Below are 19,997 nucleotides of genomic sequence, written 5' to 3' on the forward strand. Positions count from 1 at the left end.
CCCTCCTAATTTAACCCTTTGTATAAATTATTTATATCAACAGCTTTAGCTAGGCCATCTGAGAAAGCCGTTGCGCTTCCAGCTGCTGTACCCATTTTAAGAGCGGTTTCATAATCCTTTGACTTCATGTAGCCAGCTACAAAACCTGCTACCATCGAATCACCAGCTCCTACCGAATTTCTAACCTTCCCCTTTGGAACACCTATGCGATAGCGCTTCTTGTTTTCATCAACAAGCATTGCACCGTCACCTGCCATAGAAATCAGAACATTTCTTGCTCCCATTTCCTGAAGCTTGAGGGCTCCTTCATATATCTCATCATCATTCTCAAGTGTCTTTCCCACGATTTCACCAAGCTCAAAATTGTTTGGCTTAATCAAGAATGGATGATACTTAAGAACATTTGTGAGTAAATCCTTTGTTGCGTCTACTACAAACTCAATACCCTTTCCATCAAGCATAGAAAGAATTCTTTCATATACATCATCTGGAAGTGAATTTGGAATAGAACCTGCCAGGATAAGCATATCCCCTGGAACAAGTCTTGAAAGCTTGTTGAAGAGCTGCATCTGTGACTCCTCGTCAATCTTTGGTCCCTGAGCGTTAATCTCAGTTTCCTCTGCTGCCTTGAGCTTTACATTGATTCTGGAAATTCCTTCTTTGAGCATTATGAAATCTGTATCGATTCCTGCCGCCTGAACCCCCTCATCAATAGCTCTTCCGGTGAAGCCTGCCACGAATCCAAGGGCTGTTGATTTTATTCCAAGCTCTGCGAGAACCATGGAAACATTAATACCCTTGCCACCGAAGTAGTACTCCTCACTAGATGAGCGGTTTGTCATTCCTGGGAGTAAATCACCATCCATTCGAACCACATAATCTAGCGCCGGGTTAAATGTAACAGTATAAATCATTCTTTTTCCTCCATTTATTCTTCACAAACCTTAACAACCGTATGATTTGAATATTCCTTTGCAGAAAGCGAATCTGTGATTATGCAGCAATCATTAATCTCTGCAAATGTCACCGAATTGATTTGATCGAACTTTGTATGGTCAGCGAGGACGTAAGCCATATATGCATGTCTGATTGCCTCGGTTTTAATCATTGCCTCGTCTACATCTGGAGTTGTAAATCCCGCTCTTATGGAAATACCATTAGTTCCCATAAACGCCTTTGTGAAGTGATATTTTTTGATTATCTCCACACAATCAGGACCAACAACCGCCTCTGTTGCTTTCTTTAATCTTCCGCCAATCATAATTGTCTCAAGACCTTTGTCTATAAGCTTCTTGGCGTGAACAATACCATTGGTAATAAACTTTGCTTTATAGTTGTCAATGTAATCAATCATTGCAAGGGTTGTTGTTCCGGCATCTATGTAGACAAAATCATTGTCCTGAATAAGACTTGCTGCGTATTTGCTTATTGAATCTTTTTCATGGATGTTTTTTTGCGCTTTTATTTTTACGGCGTCTTCTTTGGTATTTACATCTAAGGAACTCATAGATGTAGCCCCACCGAAAACTTTGATCAATTGTTTTGATGCATTAAGAGCATTAATATCTCGTCGAATTGTAGCTGCGGATGTATCAAGCAATTCAACAAGTTCATTAACCGAAACCGCTTTTTTCTCGTTTACAATTTCAATAATCTTTGTCCGTCTCTCTTCAGTTAACATATATCCCACCCCTGCAATATTATGATTATCTGTGATTAACACAATCAAAATATAGCACGATGGTTTTCACTTATCAATCATAAATGCTCATAAATAATCACAATCGCTCAATTTTTGTTAAAATAACCATTTTCGACCTCTCCTTTTTGGTTAAAAAGTTCAAAAGAATTCAACTAGCTCAGGCACCATTATGTTGATTAGAAGACGCATCGGATTATTAGTCCATTAACAATCATTTTTACTCAAGATTAGACAACAATTTTTATAAAAATTCTTCACATTTAGGTGCTAGAATATCAAAACACATAATATAAAGGACTGGGGTTTAACTATGGACGAAAGAGAGATTTTCAAGGAAAGTCGTGACGAACTCACCGGTTTATTAGACAAGCCCGCTTTTTATGAATGGAGTCAAGAACTCATCGATGATGCCGACGAAGGTAATAACTACGCTTTTATTTTCCTTGATATGGAAAATTTCAAACAGTTCAATGCTAACTATGGATTTGAAAAGGGCGATGACCTGCTAAAAGATATTGCCCACATCCTTAGAACAGTATTTGATAGTCAGTTGGTTTCTAGATTTTCTGGAGACCATTTTGTTGTGTGCTCAGATATCACCCAAGTAGTCCCAGCCATTTTAGAAGTAAAAAAACAGGTAAAGTCCCTTCAGCAGGATATAAACCTGGAGCTTAAGGCCGGCGTTTATATATACGACGGTGAAGTCACAAACGTAATACGCTGCACCGATAGAGCTCGTATTGCCTGCGCATCTATCAAGAAAAAATATGACATCGATTATAAATTCTATGACGCTGAGCTAGGCGGTCATTTAGCCAGAAAGCAATTCATCATTGATAATCTTGTAGAGGCTCTTGCCAATAAATATATTCAAATATATTACCAGCCAATTGTCCGCTCTCTTACAGGAGAAGTCTGCGGCTGGGAGGCTTTAGTTCGCTGGATAGATCCAAATAAGGGCACTGTTTACCCAAATGAATTTATCACCGTATTAGAGGAATACCATCTTATCCATAAGCTTGATTGCTATGTTATGGAAGAGGTTATTTCAACCTTCGCAAAAATGGAACAAGCGGGAATGAAAGAAGCTGTTCCTGTTTCTATCAACCTGTCTAGAATCGATTTTGAGATTATTGATATCGCAAGCTATATGAATGAACTCCTAGATAAATATCAGGTAAAAAAGGAGCTCTTCCATCTGGAAATCACTGAATCTGCACTTACTAAAAATCCAGAGTTTATCCGTGAGCAAATTTCAAGAATCCGTAATTGCGGTATAAAAGTTTGGATGGATGACTTTGGAAGTGGATATTCATCTCTTAATGTCCTAAAGAATTACGAATTTGATTTGGTCAAAATCGATATGGAATTCTTGAGAGGATTCGATGTAAATGACAACGGTAAAATCATCCTGAAGCATGCTATTTCTATGTTAAAAAACCTTGGTTTTCATACATTGGCAGAGGGTGTTGAAACCAAGGAGCAATATGATTTCTTACGCAGCTTAGGCTGTGAGCTTATACAGGGATATTACATAGGTAGGCCTGTTCCTCTTGAAGAGGGATGCGAGCAAATGTATCTTGCTGGCAGAGATTTTGAGAAATTAGATGAGCGCCATTTTTACAATAAACTTGGTTTAATCGACCTATTAAAACAGAATCCGCTTCGACACGTTACTAGTCAAAAATCAGATGCCCTGCCTCTTGCTATCGGTATCGTAAAAAATAAAAAATGGAGTTTCTTATACATTAATGATGCTTTCCAAGAAATAATAGATTCACATCCTAACGCTCAGGGCTCTTTAGAGTCTGTTGAAGAAATGATTAACACCTATAAATCAGGTCCCGGTCCACTTTCTATGTTCTGGGAATTATGCTTCCAAAGTAAGCAAAGTGGTCTTCCAGAAAGTATTGAATTTGTCGAAAATGGCAAGATTGTAAATATGCGAATCAAGCATGTTACCACAGAAAATGCTCTTGGATTTGACGCTTATCTTCTCTCTATCAGAATGCTTACTCATTATGTAAATGAAAGCTACGAGGAGATAACCAATACTGTTGGTAAATATATGTTTTCACTGTTTGAATGCGTTGATTTATTCGGTATTGATACTGATTACTTTGAAAACATTTACCTGTTCAATAGCAAAGTCCATATAAATAACCTAAACAAACCCGCAAGAGAAGTAATAGAGGATATTGCCCTTAATCTTGTTCATGAAGAGGACCGTGAATCCTTTAAAGACTTTATGAATATAGATACCATTGAGGAACGACTTATTCAAAGCAATACAAATGTGCTAGAGGGCTTCTTCTATCTCAATGATGTTTACGACAACTATGTGCTTAAAGCCATCACTCTTAAAGTGGTTTATGTTATGAACCAGAAAATGATGTTATCCTGCCTTCTTCCTGTAAGCCAATATGTTGTTTCTAGAATTTCACAGGTAACTAATTTGATGAGCAAGAAAAATCACAGTTCTTTAAATACAACTGAGCAGTTTTCATTTAGAAACATTCTTAATCATTTACCTATCGGTGTATTCTGGAAGGATTCTGAACGCAGATTTTTAGGTGCAAATCATATATTTTTGGAATACTATGGTTTCCCATCTGTAGATTATATTATTGGAAAAACTGATGAGGATATGGGATGGCACATTAATCCTGAGCCATTTAAAAAAGACGAGCTTAAGATTATCAAGGAAGGCCGCTCTATCATAGATGCACCTGGAGAATGCATCGTCCAGGGTCAGGTCAGAAATATCCTTGCTACCAAACATCCATACGTGGTAAATGGAAACATTATAGGTTTGGTGGGCTATTTTATCGATGTTACTGAGCACCTGCAGAAAAATGGCGAAATGAAAAAGCTAGCTTCTACCGATTCTCTTACAGGCCTTATGAATAGACGTGGTTTTGATGAAATCATACCTAAGTTTATTAGGCAATATGAGCAGGAAAATCTTGATTTTGCAGTTATTGTCATAGATGTAAATAAGTTTAAGCAATATAACGATATTTATGGTCATACTTTTGGTGACACAGTTTTAACTACTGTCAGTGAAAAACTCAAACGAATTGCTGGAAGTAGCAGCGTTGTCATCCGCTATGGAGGTGATGAGTATGTTATTTTGCATCAATATACTCATCCATCAGAAGTGGAAAGCATTATGCAGGAAATAGACATTAACATGGCCCAGATAAAGCAGATTGAAAACGAAAAAATCAAAATTACTGTATCGAAAGGATATGCATTTTTCTCAGACCACAACGACATAAAAAAGGCTCTTGATGCGGCTGATAAAAAAATGTACGAAAGTAAAAAGATTAGATAATTAAAAAGGGGGAACCTGCCATATGACAGGTTCCCTTTTTTACCAATAATTATTATCTCCCTACAAAAAGACAACTTTTACTCTTTTACACCACCAAGGGCAACACCAGCTATGATGAATTTTGAGAGGAACAGATATGCAATGATAATAGGAACAATTGCAACTGTAATCATCATATATATTTTACCCATGTCAAAGTTCATATAATCAGCGCCACGTAGAGTAGCTATAAGAATTGGCACTGTAGCCTTGTCCTTTGACTCAAGTACAAGAGCAGGAACGAAGTAATTGTTCCATGAACCTACGAATGTAAATATTGCCTGAACTGCAATGGCTGGTTTCATGATAGGAAATACTATCTGATTGAAAATCTTTATCTCGCCACAGCCATCTATTCTGGCCGCCTCCACAAGTGACAACTGAAGATTAGACTTCAAGTAGCTATACATGAAATAGAACACAGCGGGACTTGCAATTGAAGGCAAAATAAGTGGAACCAAAGTATCATAGAATCCCATATTTCTGATCAATCTAAGGAAACCTAGTGCAGTAACCTGAGTTGGCATTACAAGGATAACCATGATAAATGTAAATGCCACTTTTTTAAGCTTAAAGTCATAAACATATAATCCAAATGCAGTAAGTGCTGAGAAATATGTGCAGATGGCCGCACAAAGGCTGGAAACGATAATACTGTTTACAATGCCTTTGAGCATAGGGAAGGTGCCATCATTTGCAACATTTCTAAAATTGACCAAGGCATTTGATTTTGGCAATGCCGAAAATCCCTTTTGAAGTTCAGCGTGAGAGCATGTTGAATTTACTATCAAAATATAGAAGAAGAACAAGCACATAAACGAAAGAATTATAAGTGTAAAATGAGCCACAAAGCTTCTTGCTATATTGCTATTATTTTTTCTTATCATATGGCTCCACCTCAATTTCTATTAAATCTTCTTCTGATTTTTTTCTCGTCATCTCTGTTTACCATTCTGTAAACCATAATGCAGAGAATTCCACTAACGACAAACAAGTATACGGAAAGGGCACCTGCGCGACCGTAATCTGGTGCACGAAGCAAATTGTTAAGCCACATGATTAAAGTGTAGCTTGTACGGTTCGGATTACCTTGGCCGTTAGTGAGAATCTGTGGTACATCAAACATCTGTAAGCCACCAATAAGTGACGTTATAAGGGTGTATGTCAGGATTGGTCTTATCAGTGGTAGGGTAATATGGAAGAATGTCTGTCGAGGAGTACATCCATCGATTGACGCAGCTTCAAAGACGTCCTGACTAATTCCCATGATTGCTGCCATCAACATAATTGTTGTATTGCCGAACCACATGAGAAAGTTCATTAGTGCTACAAGAAGTCTAGTACCTGTTGGTGTTCCCATAAAATCGATTGGGCCATCGACCAACCCTAGGTTGGCAAGAATTGAATTTACTGGTCCTGATGTTGAGAACAATGTAAAAAATAACATAGCGAATGCAGATGCCATGATAAGATTTGGTAAATATATCACAACCTTAAAAAACTGCTCACCGCGAATCTTAAGTCTTGCATCTACAAACCATGATGCAAGTAATAGAGCGATTACAATCTGTGGAACAAATCCGATTATCCATAAGATGAAAGTGTTTTTAAGGTAAGTAAAGAAATCAGGTCCCATAACACTGATATAGTTATCAAATCCCACGAAATTTGGTCCGATTGTGCGGATACCTGAGCGGTAATATTCATAAAAACTATACCTAATCGTGTCTACTAGTGGCAGAAATGAAAAAATGAAATAAGTCACAAAGAAAGGCAGAATGCAGATGTAGCCCCACTTTGCACGGCTTATACTTTTAGTTTTTTTCATAGCATTTATCTCCTAAAGAAATCCGCTGGTCACGGCTACAAGCCTGAGAGCCTCCCAGAGTCAGCATAAAAAGCTTCCCTAGGGAGACCTCAGAGCTTGATGCCTACCAGCTCACTTAAAAATCTAAAAATTCCTATTCAGGCCAGTTTACCTTTGTAATCTCTGGGTAACGCTCCTTGATAGCTCTTTCGAAGTTAGCCTTTGCTGTATCGAAATCTACCTGACCCTGGAAGTAATCGCCAAATGAACTCTGGATAAGCTCTACGCATCCCTGATCATATGGTGAAAGTGTTGTCATCTCAATTGATGATGCTGCTGGCTGGAAGTACTTAAATGGATTCTCTCCACCAAGGAACTCTGCTCCGAAGCTCTCATCATTTGCAATCTCTTCCATACCTGACTGTGTATTTGTGAAATCAAGGTAATCCTTTGTAATCTTCATAAGGTTATCCTTGTTTGCAGTTACAGCAAGCATGATTTCCTTAACGTGCTCAGCATTATCTGTTCCTACGCAGCCGTGTACAAATGAACCACCCCAGTTAAATGCCTGTGGTCCGTCTGTTACTGCCCAAGCACCTGCTTCTCCATCCCAGTTTGGATTAAGAACGAAGTCAATTCCCCATGCTGGAAGTAAGAAACCAAATACCTTTGACTCAGAACCCATTGACTTGTTCCAGTCATCTGTCCACTGTCCCTTGATGTTGCTGTCGATAAGACCAGCATCAAGCCATTCCTTAGAATCGTTAATCCAGTTGATAATCTGTGGATCTACGTTAATCTCTGTACTACCTTCCTCTACCCATGGAGCAGAAATGCTGTTTCCATACGCACGGAATGTATCTGCATATGTTGCAAATGTGTAGTAACCCTTTGCCTTAAGTTCCTCACCTGCAGACTTCATCTTGTCCCAGTCTGAGCAAAGTGCATGAATCTCATCTGGATCATCTGTTCCAAATGTATCAAGTGCAATGTCACGTCTGTAAACAAAGAGGCATGGGCAAGCCTGCCATGTAGAACCTCTCTGTACGCCATTTGCGTCAGAAGCAACTGTCTTTGTAAAATCGTACTGATCTGCTAAATCCTTATCTGGGTCAATTCCAAGCTCTGTAAGTGGAATAGCAATATCTGCCTCAGCATCTGTGTACTTTACTACATAATCTGTCTCTGAAAGGAACATATCAATCTTGTCATCAGCTGCTGCAGAACCCTGGTTAAGGAGTGCCTCATCTAACTTCTTCTGGTATACACCATCCTGGTTAGGATTTACTGTCCAGTGAATCTCGCAACCATCTGTAAGGTATGTGATTGTGCCATCCTCAGATGTGTGGTCTACCTTGTCATATACTGCCTCTACTCTTGTTCTGAACTCATCGTTCCAGCAGTAAATATTAATTACTTTTCCTTCTTCGCCTTCAGCCACATAGCCGCCTTCAGCTCCGGCGCTACCGCCTTCTGGATTACCCCCGCAAGCTGTGAGCCCTGCTACCATAGAAAGTGCAAGCGCAAGACTAACTACTCTTTTTTTCATTACGTTTTCCTCCTTTGATTGATAAATCAAGTATCTCTTAGACGCTTACTATCTTAAGTTTCCTGGATTTTTTTCTATATCAAATTCATTGATAAAATACAAAATCCATGCTATTGTTTTTTTGTTTGTTGAATTCACCGCTTATTAAAGCGTCTTTATATTATTGGAGGCTATCATGACAAGTTCCACTGATTGGTTAGCAAATGAATATGATGATAAAAACGATGTTCAGACCCATAATCACCAGAACAGGGAATTGCTTTTTTACCGCTATGTAGCTGAGGGTAATTTAGAGGAAATTCATAAGAATATTGAGAATCATGAATTTTTAAATCCAAATGGAATAGGCAAGCTTTCTAGAGATATTGTTCAGAATTTTAAATATCATTTTGTTGTTTCTATTGCTCTCATAACAAGACTTTGTGTAGACAACGGAATGGAGATGGAGAGAGCCTATCGTCTCAGTGATTTTTACATTCAAAAGCTTGACGATATTTCTACTCTTGAGGATTTGGAAAAGCTCCACGACAAGATGGTTTTAGACTATACAAATAAGATGATTATCATCAATCGAAGTGCTAACCTTTCTCGTCCAATGACAGAGTGCTTAAATTACATCTACTCTCATCTGAAGGAGCGAATTACAGTTAAAGATTTAGCCGAATACACCAGCAATTCCGCCAGCTATATTTCCAGACTTTTCAAGGATGAGCTTGGCACATCCACCAGCGATTACATTCGCCAAGCTAAAATAGAAGCGTCGATGAATCTGCTTCGATACAGCGATTATTCTCTGGCTGACATTGCAAATTATTTTTCATTTACATCCCAGAGTCACTTCAGTCAGCTTTTCCAGAAGGAAACTGGGCTGACACCAAAAAAGTACCGCGAAAAATACTACGGTACTCATTGGAAGGGAACCCCTCGTGACATTATGAAAACTGAAGGCTAGCCAAGACCTAGTCCGCTGGTTACTTTTGTCCGCTGGTTACGGCCATAAGCCTAGTCCGCTACCATAGTCCGCTGGTTACGGTTACAAGCCTTAGTGTCTATTCTCTCGGCTAACACGCCTCGTTCATAGACCTAAGAGCTTGTTACCTACCAGCTCATAGGGGCGGCTAGAGATTACTGTCATAACCAGCTCATAGGCTAACCTTTAGTTTACCCTAATACCACTAGGACTTCGTGGGCGGCTTGTTCCTCCACCACTTTTCGAGGGATTATTATTCGATTATTTTCTACAGCAAGCTTATTATTATTTAAGCTTGCTTCTTTTATTTTATACTCTCCAAACTGAAGCTTTGATGGATTCGTATATACGATATCAAACCTTTTTTCTGCAAAGGTAAGATTGATTCTCGCCTTACCTTCTTCATCAAACTGCTCCTTCAAAAGAGCCGGAGCGATTACAAGATTTCCAGCCTCTCCTTTTACGCCAAACACCTCTGTAATCATTGTCAGTAAATACCATGATGCTGCACCTGTAAGGTATGGATACTTTCCTCTACCTTTGCTGTCGAAATACTCTGGTATTCCCGGATACATGTGACTGACATTAAAATTCATGGCTGTTGCAAAAAGGGCATTGAGTGATTTGAAACCTTCTTTTGCGAAACCTCTGCCATATAACGCATTTGCGTACATAACAGACATATGTGAAAATACCGCGCCATTTTCCTTCTCCCCGTAGGCAAATCCAAACATTCTGCCTAGGTCATACTTCACTTCTCTAAAATCCGTATTCAAACGGTAGCCACCAATGGCCTCCTTATACAGATAGTGATCAGCTGCTTGAACTATTTTATGAATCTGCTCGTCAGTGGCCACATTGCCCATTATGGCAAAGACCTGACCAGTCAGCATCATGCGTGTTTCTTCATCAGAATCGCTAAAGCGCTCTACCCTGCGACAGCTGTCATCATAATAACTATTAAACCAGCCTTCGCCTTTATTACCCTCAAGCCATTCTTGCTTGTTCAAATGGTTTGTCATCCAAGAAGACATGCCTCTTAGTTTTTCCACAAGAACATTTACAGGAATTGATGCCTGAGTTCCTTTAATATTCCCCTCACATGACCGACAGTATTCTGCAAGTCTATTAGTTTTTTCCTCTACCGAGTCGTAACTATCTAAGTCAAGTAGACGCTTTAGCTCTGTTGCAATATGTATCTCATCTATTCCATCCTCTTTTGACACTGCAAAAATCAGATTTGCAAGCTCCAAAAGATTGCCAGCATAGGCATATGAAAATGCGCTGGATTCGCCATTTGTTGATGCCATATCAAGTGCATCGTTCCAGTCGGCACCTCTTAGTTTTAAAACATTGTGCTGTCCTACCTCATAGAAGGCGCACAGGTTTTCCACCAGCAAATGTTCAATGATTGAACCAAGATATACACTGTTATCCTCTGTGTGCTGCTTGTTATCCACCACCTCATATTTTTTATCAACTACTGTCCCACGGCGTACAATTGAGTCCTTAAAATAAGGGACTTTTGCCTTTAAAATGCTGTAGTCGCCTGTTTGATTGATGTATAAAAGCAGTGTTCTAAATGGCCAAAATGCATGGTCCATCCACACTCTAGCAATTCCATTTCTGTCGGCTATAAAATTGCCAAGTCCTTCACCGATAATGGTTGCATTGGTTCCATCCATGCGGACACCACCAAAATTGGCAACTATCATCTGGCGCACATTGTCTGGCTCCATGAAAAGAAGGGACAAACAGTCCTGCCACAAGTCTCGCCAACCTCGTCCACCACGTCCATAATCGTGGTAAGGCAAAAATGAACAGCCGTATACTCGACGAAGAAATGGCTGGAATGCAACCCATGCCATAAACTCATCAAAGTTTTTATCACCAGTGTGAAAGCTAACATTTACCTTTTTCTGCCAGTACTCTTTTGTGGTCTGAAACTCTTTTTCCACTGCCGATTTATACGCATATTTTTTAGAAAGTTTTTCTATTTCTTTTTCATCCTCTGTAACTCCAATCAAGATATTAAATGTTACAGATTCATCCGGAGCAAGCTTTATCTTAGAAAACTTAAGTCCACCTACAGCCTCAAGTCCCGCCAGCTTTTCTCCAGCCCTTAGTCCTTCCTCCTGCCTATATACAGATCTAGGCTTAAAGAAACTGCCACCTTCTCCCACAAATGTCTCAACTGTAGGGAAAAATGCTTCTGGCTTTATTCCATCCTCTCTGTGGCCAATTACAAAATAGGTTTTATTATTAGGTCTATGCCCCTTTTCATCAAAAGACATAGTTGGCTTAACAAGTACTCCCTCTTCTGTAGTTGCGATTCGATGGAGCATGGAAGTAACATTTCTATGGTCCCTGAGATTATCTGCTGAGCGGCCGTATATTGGCACTGCCGCAATAGGTGTTATTAGCTTTTCTTCACTGCCTGTATTTCTAATAGTTACAGACATGATTTCAACATTTTCATTTACAGGTACAAAGGATAAAATCTCAGCGCCAATATCATAGCAGTTGCTTGCTCGTGTAGCCTTATGCCACATGAAACCAGCCTCCACCGCACTTTCATCCTGGTCCATTGTAAACTTTTGGCTCTCCTGCTCAGCTGATGAGCCAGTGGCAGACCATACTTTTCCGTCTTCCATATAGAGCCAAAAATTTCTGGTATTTTTATTGTTGTGAAGATTCTCCACACTGGTAGGCTCTAGGATAAATGTCTCCTGGTCCACCATTGAGTCACCACCTAAATTGGGTGTAAGGCTTGATTTTAATCCAGCCTCAGATGCTATAGGAAAATACAGATAGCTTGTATCTTCTGGCTTTCCTATTTTGAATGAACCATTATTATCCGTAAATACGATTTTTCCCTTTGTACTGTTATTAAGCATACCAATCCCCTTGTTTTTATTCTTCGCCCATTCGAGCAAACATAAGCCTGAATTCTTCCTCCCTAGATTTGACTAATTCAAATTTAATGTCCTTAATTTCCATTCCGTCTTGAGCGAAATAGAACTTCATGAAGAATGTCATTGCGCATGCGTCGAAAGGCACTTCTATTGTCTGCCAATCACTGTCCTCGCCTGTGAGAGTAATCATTTTCACAAGCATTTTATCTCTGAAAATGCTAAGTGGTATCTGAGCTAGCTCGCTTGTAGCATTTGCCCTTACAGTCATTTTTAGCTTGTAATCTCCTCGCTCCTTAAATGAAACTGTAAACATAGTAGTGCTATTTCTTCCTGTGTTAATATCAGCAGGATTAATTGTTGCAACTCCTGTTTCATCAACATCACAAAGCACCATCTTGTCAAAAGCAAGCTCCTCATCGTCAGCTTCCTCTGCCAGCTTTTTATCTATGTCATTGTCTCTATCTATGTAGCGTGCAAACACAGGCTTATTCATAATGAACTTGCAAATATTTGCAGCACATCTCTGAAGCTCTTCTCTTGTGATATCACCTGTTTTAATTGCCTCTTCAAGATTGTCTTTATTTGTGTTGAGCTCAGCATTTCCTGTAACCATGTACAAATCATTCTGGGCTCTGACAATAGCTGCCATATTTGAATTGTCACCATGGTAAGACTTGCCGCCTTTTGCCCACCAGTCAGTCATGACGATTCCATCAAATCCCCATTCTTCTCTGAGAATTCTTGTGACCAAATCATAGCTTGATGATGTGTAGTAACCATTTACAGAACCGTATGTGGTCATCACTGCGTGAGCGCCACCTTCCTTTACAGCCATTTCAAATCCCTTTAGATAGATTTCTCTTATGGCTCTAGCTGATGCCACATGCTCAACTGTATGTCTTCCAGTTTCCTGGGTGTTAAGGGCAAAATGCTTGATTGTACCTGTTACACCATATTTATGCATTCCCTTAAGCTGGGCTATTGCATTTTTTCCTGTTACATATGGGTCTTCTGAGAAGTACTCAAAGTTACGTCCATTAAGTGGATGTCTGTGAATATTCATGCCCGGTCCTAAAAGCACATCAACTTTATTTTTTCTGACTTCAAGACCTTCCCAATTGTATAGCTCCTCTGAAAGCTCAAGATTCCATCCGCTGGCAAGGCAAGCTCCATTTGGCATTGCAAATGCTTTTTTACCACAATCCATTCTGATTCCAGAAGGGCCGTCAGTACAGCATGCAACAGGAATCCCCTTTTCAAGGAGAGAATCTGTCACACCGCCAAATGCTCCTCCACAACCTGGTGTTACCTTTGGAGAACTCATCCCCTCACCGCGAACTATGCAAAAGAGTTCTTCATTAGAAAGCTGTGAAATAAACTCTTCCATAGTGCACTTATTGTCAAATACATCAAGAAGCTTCAGGCCACTTTTGTTTCCTGTCAGCTCTTGTGGCATGTTATTTTTTCTTATATCGTCCCCATCAATGGTAGCCTTTGGGGCTGGCTCGTATGATACCTTGAATGTGCCATCTTCCTGTGGTACTGGCTTCATTCTCTCAAAATCAACAACTGGCGCAAGTGCCTCTGAAAGCTGCTTTGCAACCCTTGTTTCAGCTGCACTATAAACTCCTGCAATCTCTTCACATCGAACATTGTCGCCAACGTAAAAAGTATATTCTCCCTCCTGCAATACATAGGCATTTTTATGTCCTGTAACACCGCTGTCATCGAAGCTGGATAATTGATATGAAGTGAAAGTAAACTGAAGATCCTGTGACTCTCCTGGCTCAAGCTCCTTAGTTTTTCCGAATGCTATAAGTTCTCTTACTGGATTTCCAAGGACTCCCTGTGGTTTTGAAACATAGACCTGAACAACCTGCTGTCCCTTTCGCTTTCCAGTATTTGTAACTGTAACAGTGAAATAGCCTTTATCATCTTCACCGTCAAATTTCTTTGCTTCTATAGAAAAAGTTGTGTATGAAAGTCCAAATCCAAATGGGTAAAGTACCTTTTCCTTTGCAAAGGTCTCAAAATATCTATAGCCTACATAGATATCTTCCTGCTGAATATTACACTTTTCTCCGCCAAAATTAGCATCTGAAGGATAATCAGTAATATCCCTTGCGATTGTATCTGTAAGTCTACCTGTTGGATTCACATCGCCCGAAAGCACATCAAGAGCGCCATTTCCACCTTCTTGACCGCCCTGCCAAATGTATGCAACAGCGCTTGGATTGTACTCTTCAACCCACTTCATATCTATGATGTTTCCAACATTTAAAAGCACTACTGTCTGCTTAAATGCTGCTGTTACATTTTTAAGAATTTCCCCCTCATCATCTGTGAGAAGATAGCTGCCCTGCTTATTGCTATTATCCTGATCCTCACCGGCAGTACGTCCAATAAGCACAATTGCCACATCTGATTCTTCTGAGATTTCCTTTGCAAAATCAGCTGAGATAGGCATCTCCTCCTGGAACCATGGCTCTGCTGCCCATCCCTCTCCAAGCTCATAAGGATGATCCTTAATCCACTCATCATATGTATCCTTAAGCTTTGCATTAAGGCTAAATCTATCGTCTGACTCAAGGGCATCTCTCACACCTACAACATAGGCTGTGTTTACCATACCTCCTGAGCCTGTTCCGCTTTTATAATAGTTAAACTGGCTTCTGCCAAATAGGGCAATCTTAGCCCCCTTTTTCAGCGGAAGCGCATTATCATCATTTTTGAGTAATACTATTCCTTCTGCCACAGCACGTCTTGCCACTGTTGCAAATTTTTCTACATCAAATAGTTTGTTGCTCATTTATTTCCTCCATCTTTTAACATCATGCATCTTACCTCAAATTTTATAACCGTTTATATCAAATAGCTATTAAATTTATCAAATTTAGGCAGAAAAAAGCGGAGCTCCAATTCTGCTCCGCAAAATATTCTTTACCTAATTGGATATCATTCACAGTAAATTCCGTTCATTCTTTGCTATAAATAGCTTAAATATTCCTTATCTACATTTATAACTGTATCCTCTTTGAATTGAAGTAATAATACTTCATACCCCTCATAATCATCATATCTTATAGTATATCCCCAATAATAGTTGTTATTATTGGGATCACCATCTGGATCGTATTTCAAACTGAAAACACCTAATAACTCCTCAACTTTCTTATCGTTCATACCTATCAAATCATAATTAGATTCTAAGTCTTCTAACATTAGGTAACGATCAGTAAATCCTTCTTTCCATTTATCAGTTGAAAAGGGAATTTGTTCTTCTTTTTTACCACAAGAACACAAACTTACAACTAGTGCCATTAATAATATTCCATTAATTATTCGTTTATTCTGGAAAATCATAATCTACTCCTTCATAAATTGACAACAACCATTGCATAAAAATACTTTTTGAAGTTTTTATATCCGTAGAGTTACCCTCTATAATGTAATCACTTCCAAAGGTTTCCTTTTCTAATACATCACTAGTATTAATTATACCTATATCCGCATATCCATCTCCCATATTTTCAAAAAACTCAACAGCTCTTTGCTTACTATCATTCGAAACTTCATTATAATATTCAGCCCAAACCTTAAGACTTACATTTTGCTCTTGAATCATCCTATTATAAAGATTCATAGCATCAACATCAGATTGAAAATCTGCTTCTGAATATCTACCAGAATCTATATCTCCCTTAAAACTTATCTCATAGTTTGTATATGTGTATTTAGATAAATCTGATGAATTAAGTGCATCAACTGCCCATCTAAATATGTCGAAACGATTATTTTCAGAAATATTATCACCATGCGCAAAAGCTGTTATTTGAACTGTAGAATGCGCAAAATCATTATTGTAGTCTCTGGCCCTCTTTTGGATTTTCGCATTCGTCTCTTTACAAAAAGACGAATCACTAATATTTATTTCATATTTTTTTAAATCCTCATCCGTAAACGATGCATGCTGCAGATTAATAATAACTTCTAAATCAAGTATTTCCTGCTCGGTCAGCCCTGTACTCAATAACCGTATCTCAGCTATCGTTCTCGTTGGTTGACCTGTTGTCATTCTCCATCGCTTAGCATCATAACTGATACATAAAGCTGATAATGTGCCATATGTATATTCTATACATTCATAATCATTGAAATTATTACTTTTTCCTTCTTCATTTAATGCATTAACAGCTTTAACCATTAACTCTGCTTCACTTTTCGTAAACCCATATTCATACATATACATTCGGGTTTCATCATCTACTGAATTATAATATTCATCCAGAATCTCTAAATCTACAGAAGATAGATTTTCTTGATCGGATTCTAATAATTCTTCAGCTCTCTTTTCTTTATACTGTTTCTCCAAACTAACAAGGTTGGTTACACTTTTCAATTCTGGATATTTAGCTACTACTATTGAAACAAGCTTTTGATTTATTTCTTCTAATTTTTCTTGTAAGTTTAATTCTTCCAGATAACTTATAGCATTTTCATCAAAATCTACTAGTTTTTTCTGACATTCACAAATAAAACCTGTATTCCCATCCTCTTCTCCGCATAAATCTAAAAAAGCATTTGTTCCGGGAGAAAAATCTGGCACCTTGATTTCATGATTATACTTTGTACTATATTTATTTGAATACTCTTCAATTTTGTTTGCAGCAATTTCCGATTCCTTATTATACTCATATGCCATTTCCCAAAAATCGCCATTTATTCTGTCTAGTATATCAAAACTAATATATGCTTCTTCTGATGTATCAATATCTTTAAAAGCCTCCAGAATATCTACATAAAATTGCTCTATAGCCGAATGTATTTCAAGAATCATTTCTAAAGTTTCTGTCTCTGTTGTAAGCATTAATTGCTTTACTAGATCCGCATCTTTGCCTTGAAATGAATCTGTCGTTCCAATTGCGTTCATTTCCTCAATTAGAACATCTGCTAGTCTTTTATAGGTTGCAAATTCATTAGAAATGTTTTCTAAATGCTTCTTTGTCTCTGGAACATCAAAAAATTTCCCTCCATTATGCATCCTATATTGCTTATATAAATTGTAAGCTGTTAGACCTAAAGAACCCATTTCTAATATCATTTTTCACACCTCTCCCATTATATTTATTTAAATAAAATATTAGTTCTCAATTTACAATAATTTTATTCTCTCTCTAATCTTTATTGACTATATATATTCCAAGGCTTACTAGCCCAAGGGCCACTAAATATCGGATGTTAATTGTGTTCCACTCGGCTAAGAAAACTGCTGAGAGGATTGCTCCAAATATAGGATTGGTAAATCCATAGATGGTGACAGATGACACCGGATTATATTTCAAAAGTATGCCCCAAATTGAGTAGGATACTGATGAAATAAGTGCCATGTAAATTATAAGTGGAATCCCCGCTTCCGATGTCATATGAAGACTGCCGCCTGCTAAAAATCCTACAATCATCATGAAAAGTCCTCCAATGGCAAACTGATATCCACTTAAGGTAACAGGATTTTCTCTCAGGGAGTATTCCTTTATCAGCACCGATGAAATGGCGTAGGAAATGGATGACACAAGGATAAATCCCTCTCCATTTATGGCAAAGCCACCTCCAAGGCTTCCTCCTGCAAGGCTTACAATTATCACACCTATTGCCCCTAGTATGCAGCCGGCAATTTTGTTGCCAGTTAATTTTTCCTGCTTTCTAACTAGGCAAGCAAGCAAGATAGCAAAAAAAGTACTCATTCCATTTATTATGGAAGACTTCACCCCTGATGCATGAGCAAGTCCCATATAGAAGAAAAAGTACTGCAACACTGTCTGGAAAAAGCTAAGTGCGCATACCATTTTCCAGGATTCTTTTTTAGGAAAAAAAAATTTTTTCTGCAGGATACTGCCAAATACTATTGCAAGAATTCCAGCTAGAAAAAACCTGGTTCCTGCAAATAATACCTGGGACATACTGCTTTCCTGTCCTATTTCAAATATCTTGTAGCCTATCTTTATACTAGGAAAAGCACTGCCCCACAGCAAACAGCAAAGTATTGCAAGCAAACATACAACTAGTTTATTTTTCATCAAGTCCGACTTCATGTTAGCAACCTTTTCCATCAATTGAGCATGCTTTCTTCTCTCCAGCTACATACTCAATTGTAATCCCCTTATCCTCTAAATAATTTTTCCAATGCAAGTCAATGCTGCCATCCTCGTAGACAATAGCAGGTATTCCCACATATCCATATTTAATAGTCTTTTCAAATGCTGGATTATTGTCTCTCATATTGAGAAAGGCCTTGAGATTAGGCATGTTGTCGTTGATATCTACAAACTCAAATTCCAATCCATTTTTATTTAGATTATGCTCAAAATTGATGCAATCTGGGCAATGTCTACTGCCATATACTTTTATCATACTCCACCTCCTAAAAGTAATAGTTCAGATTTATACTAAATCTTTTAGTATCCCAAAAGATTCTCGTACCATGTTGTTTGGAATATACAAATATTCTGTACGTGCTGCAATTCCAGTGATCTTAGCATCTGTATGTCTCTTGGCCAAAAGTGTGCCCCTAAACAGATGGAAATTGTTGGTCACTACAGCAAATTTTAAATCACTCTCACTTGTTGTGGTATCTTTCTTAATGAGGGATAACGCATTTACGATATTTTCCTCTGTATTAACAGACTCATTTTCCACTATAATCCTATCCTCAGATATACCTTGTTCAATAAGATAGGCTTTTCCACCTTCACCCTCGCTGATGGATTCATTGGCTCCCTGTCCGCCTGTGACTACTACTTTTGCATTAGGATTACCCTTTAGGTAATCAGCTGCAGCATCAAGCCTATACCTAAACACAATGCTAGGGCCATTATCTCTCATCTGTGCCCCAAGGACTATTAGGTAGTCAGCATCCGCCTCACCCTTTGAAAAGAACTGGCTAAGGATACACCCCTGGCAGATGATAAACATCACAAGAGAGGCTGCCACTACACCATTAAATATGCCTCTGATTCCTTTAGGTACCTTTTTCCATCTATCCTTACTATTCATAAATAGTAGGAATGCAAAAAATGCCGCAAGTGCCAGCCATATGGCAAATGAAAAAGTGCCGCTTCCTACCATGTACACTATCACCGAATAAATAAGTGATATTATCACTAATATCGCATATACGAATCTTTTTGCTTTCATTAACTCTCTCCCTTTTCTAGTTTGAATTTCATTATATCATTCTCTTTTCACTTAAACTACTTGTTAACTTGTGCATCTTCCCAAACATAAAAAAGCTCCGGAAAACTCCGGAGCCATCATTTCTACTAAAGTAACTGCTAAATCATGTCCATGTATGCTTCAGCAATGCGATTATAATCAATCTGGTTTGTAATCTTCTCTACCTTGAAATCGTCTTCCCCAACCTTTACTCGGTAGATGAAGCAACCCTCGTCGCTGACAGTATCACCGTCAACTAATGCTGCTGCAACATATCCTTTATTCTCAAATTCGAACTGGTCGATTACTGCCATTTCAACTTCTGCGCCGTCTTTAGTATTAACTACAAATGTAATATACTCTTTGAATTCATTAGCCATCACAGGTGTCCTCCTTTAGGTAACAAATTCCCCCCATCGCAGGCACTATTGTACAATATATTTGTGATGAGTTTAAGCATAAAATATGA

15 protein-coding genes are annotated in these 19,997 nt (G+C 38.5%); 2 read left to right on the forward strand and 13 right to left on the reverse strand.

The genetic code is table 11. The features are described from left to right. Window positions 1-5: 5 nt before the first annotated feature. Both pfkB and BLP50_RS10410 read right to left on the reverse strand, forming a co-directional pair. Window positions 6-914, reverse strand: coding sequence for a 1-phosphofructokinase (gene pfkB, locus BLP50_RS10405; protein WP_090154443.1), 909 nt, complete (start codon window positions 912-914; stop codon window positions 6-8). A 14-nt stretch (window positions 915-928) separates the two neighbouring features. Continuing rightward, window positions 929-1,681 (reverse strand): DeoR/GlpR family DNA-binding transcription regulator, encoded by a 753-nt coding sequence (locus BLP50_RS10410; RefSeq protein WP_090154445.1) that lies wholly within the window; start codon window positions 1,679-1,681, stop codon window positions 929-931. A gap of 331 nt (window positions 1,682-2,012) precedes the next feature. Between BLP50_RS10410 and BLP50_RS10415 the strand changes: the two genes are divergently transcribed. Continuing rightward, complete coding sequence (locus BLP50_RS10415) at window positions 2,013-5,039, forward strand: EAL domain-containing protein (protein WP_090154447.1); 3,027 nt, start codon at window positions 2,013-2,015, stop codon at window positions 5,037-5,039. Window positions 5,040-5,116: 77 nt separating this feature from the next. On the opposite strand, the gene BLP50_RS10420 is transcribed toward BLP50_RS10415, so the two are convergent. From BLP50_RS10420 to BLP50_RS10430, 3 genes are all read right to left on the reverse strand, one after another. Further along, the gene (locus BLP50_RS10420) at window positions 5,117-5,965 is read right to left on the reverse strand and encodes a carbohydrate ABC transporter permease (RefSeq protein ID WP_090154448.1); all 849 of its coding nucleotides are present in this window, start codon (window positions 5,963-5,965) and stop codon (window positions 5,117-5,119) included. 11 nt (window positions 5,966-5,976) lie between these two features. Next, window positions 5,977-6,906, reverse strand: a complete 930-nt coding sequence (locus BLP50_RS10425) for a carbohydrate ABC transporter permease (RefSeq protein ID WP_090154450.1) — start codon at window positions 6,904-6,906, stop codon at window positions 5,977-5,979. Between the two features lie 133 nt (window positions 6,907-7,039). Beyond that, complete coding sequence (locus tag BLP50_RS10430) at window positions 7,040-8,434, reverse strand: ABC transporter substrate-binding protein (protein WP_090154452.1); 1,395 nt, start codon at window positions 8,432-8,434, stop codon at window positions 7,040-7,042. A 175-nt stretch (window positions 8,435-8,609) separates the two neighbouring features. Between BLP50_RS10430 and BLP50_RS10435 the strand changes: the two genes are divergently transcribed. Next, window positions 8,610-9,386, forward strand: coding sequence for a helix-turn-helix domain-containing protein (locus BLP50_RS10435; RefSeq protein ID WP_090154455.1), 777 nt, complete (start codon window positions 8,610-8,612; stop codon window positions 9,384-9,386). Between the two features lie 209 nt (window positions 9,387-9,595). Here BLP50_RS10435 and BLP50_RS10440 read toward each other — a convergent pair whose 3' ends face one another. The 8 genes from BLP50_RS10440 to BLP50_RS10475 form a co-directional block, all read right to left on the reverse strand. Continuing rightward, window positions 9,596-12,301: a GH36-type glycosyl hydrolase domain-containing protein gene (locus BLP50_RS10440; protein ID WP_090154457.1), complete on the reverse strand. Its 2,706-nt coding sequence runs from the start codon at window positions 12,299-12,301 to the stop codon at window positions 9,596-9,598. Between the two features lie 16 nt (window positions 12,302-12,317). Continuing rightward, window positions 12,318-15,128: a glycoside hydrolase family 3 protein gene (locus BLP50_RS10445; protein WP_090154459.1), complete on the reverse strand. Its 2,811-nt coding sequence runs from the start codon at window positions 15,126-15,128 to the stop codon at window positions 12,318-12,320. A gap of 176 nt (window positions 15,129-15,304) precedes the next feature. Next, window positions 15,305-15,682, reverse strand: a complete 378-nt coding sequence (locus BLP50_RS10450; RefSeq protein ID WP_090154461.1) for a hypothetical protein — start codon at window positions 15,680-15,682, stop codon at window positions 15,305-15,307. Next, the gene (locus BLP50_RS10455) at window positions 15,666-17,420 is read right to left on the reverse strand and encodes a T7SS effector LXG polymorphic toxin (protein ID WP_090154464.1); all 1,755 of its coding nucleotides are present in this window, start codon (window positions 17,418-17,420) and stop codon (window positions 15,666-15,668) included. Before BLP50_RS10455 ends, BLP50_RS10450 begins: the two co-directional genes overlap by 17 nt. A gap of 73 nt (window positions 17,421-17,493) precedes the next feature. Then, complete coding sequence (locus BLP50_RS10460; RefSeq protein ID WP_090154466.1) at window positions 17,494-18,426, reverse strand: DMT family transporter; 933 nt, start codon at window positions 18,424-18,426, stop codon at window positions 17,494-17,496. Continuing rightward, the gene (locus BLP50_RS10465; protein WP_090154468.1) at window positions 18,410-18,727 is read right to left on the reverse strand and encodes a glutaredoxin domain-containing protein; all 318 of its coding nucleotides are present in this window, start codon (window positions 18,725-18,727) and stop codon (window positions 18,410-18,412) included. Before BLP50_RS10465 ends, BLP50_RS10460 begins: the two co-directional genes overlap by 17 nt. A gap of 30 nt (window positions 18,728-18,757) precedes the next feature. Further along, window positions 18,758-19,510 carry a YdcF family protein gene (locus BLP50_RS10470; protein WP_090154470.1) on the reverse strand — a complete coding sequence of 251 codons (753 nt, stop codon included), beginning with the start codon at window positions 19,508-19,510 and terminating at the stop codon, window positions 18,758-18,760. Between the two features lie 137 nt (window positions 19,511-19,647). After that, entirely contained in the window at window positions 19,648-19,908 is a 261-nt protein-coding gene (locus BLP50_RS10475) for a DUF1292 domain-containing protein (RefSeq protein WP_090154472.1), read from the reverse strand. Window positions 19,909-19,997 lie beyond the last annotated feature (89 nt).

It is taken from the genome of Pseudobutyrivibrio sp. AR14 (genome assembly GCF_900101325.1).
In the GTDB taxonomy this organism is placed as follows: Bacteria; Bacillota; Clostridia; order Lachnospirales; family Lachnospiraceae; genus Pseudobutyrivibrio.

What these genes read in the sequence shown, in the direction of transcription:
- BLP50_RS10455 (WP_090154464.1), bottom strand. Translation starts at nt 17,420, where the DNA reads ATGATATTAGAAATGGGTTCTTTAGGTCTAACAGCTTACAATTTATAT.
- BLP50_RS10440 (WP_090154457.1), bottom strand. Translation starts at nt 12,301, where the DNA reads ATGCTTAATAACAGTACAAAGGGAAAAATCGTATTTACGGATAATAAT.
- BLP50_RS10410 (WP_090154445.1), bottom strand. Translation starts at nt 1,681, where the DNA reads ATGTTAACTGAAGAGAGACGGACAAAGATTATTGAAATTGTAAACGAG.
- pfkB (WP_090154443.1), bottom strand. Translation starts at nt 914, where the DNA reads ATGATTTATACTGTTACATTTAACCCGGCGCTAGATTATGTGGTTCGA.
- BLP50_RS10415 (WP_090154447.1), top strand. Translation starts at nt 2,013, where the DNA reads ATGGACGAAAGAGAGATTTTCAAGGAAAGTCGTGACGAACTCACCGGT.
- BLP50_RS10460 (WP_090154466.1), bottom strand. Translation starts at nt 18,426, where the DNA reads ATGGAAAAGGTTGCTAACATGAAGTCGGACTTGATGAAAAATAAACTA.
- BLP50_RS10465 (WP_090154468.1), bottom strand. Translation starts at nt 18,727, where the DNA reads ATGATAAAAGTATATGGCAGTAGACATTGCCCAGATTGCATCAATTTT.
- BLP50_RS10435 (WP_090154455.1), top strand. Translation starts at nt 8,610, where the DNA reads ATGACAAGTTCCACTGATTGGTTAGCAAATGAATATGATGATAAAAAC.
- BLP50_RS10420 (WP_090154448.1), bottom strand. Translation starts at nt 5,965, where the DNA reads ATGATAAGAAAAAATAATAGCAATATAGCAAGAAGCTTTGTGGCTCAT.
- BLP50_RS10425 (WP_090154450.1), bottom strand. Translation starts at nt 6,906, where the DNA reads ATGAAAAAAACTAAAAGTATAAGCCGTGCAAAGTGGGGCTACATCTGC.
- BLP50_RS10430 (WP_090154452.1), bottom strand. Translation starts at nt 8,434, where the DNA reads ATGAAAAAAAGAGTAGTTAGTCTTGCGCTTGCACTTTCTATGGTAGCA.
- BLP50_RS10450 (WP_090154461.1), bottom strand. Translation starts at nt 15,682, where the DNA reads ATGATTTTCCAGAATAAACGAATAATTAATGGAATATTATTAATGGCA.
- BLP50_RS10470 (WP_090154470.1), bottom strand. Translation starts at nt 19,510, where the DNA reads ATGAAAGCAAAAAGATTCGTATATGCGATATTAGTGATAATATCACTT.
- BLP50_RS10445 (WP_090154459.1), bottom strand. Translation starts at nt 15,128, where the DNA reads ATGAGCAACAAACTATTTGATGTAGAAAAATTTGCAACAGTGGCAAGA.
- BLP50_RS10475 (WP_090154472.1), bottom strand. Translation starts at nt 19,908, where the DNA reads ATGGCTAATGAATTCAAAGAGTATATTACATTTGTAGTTAATACTAAA.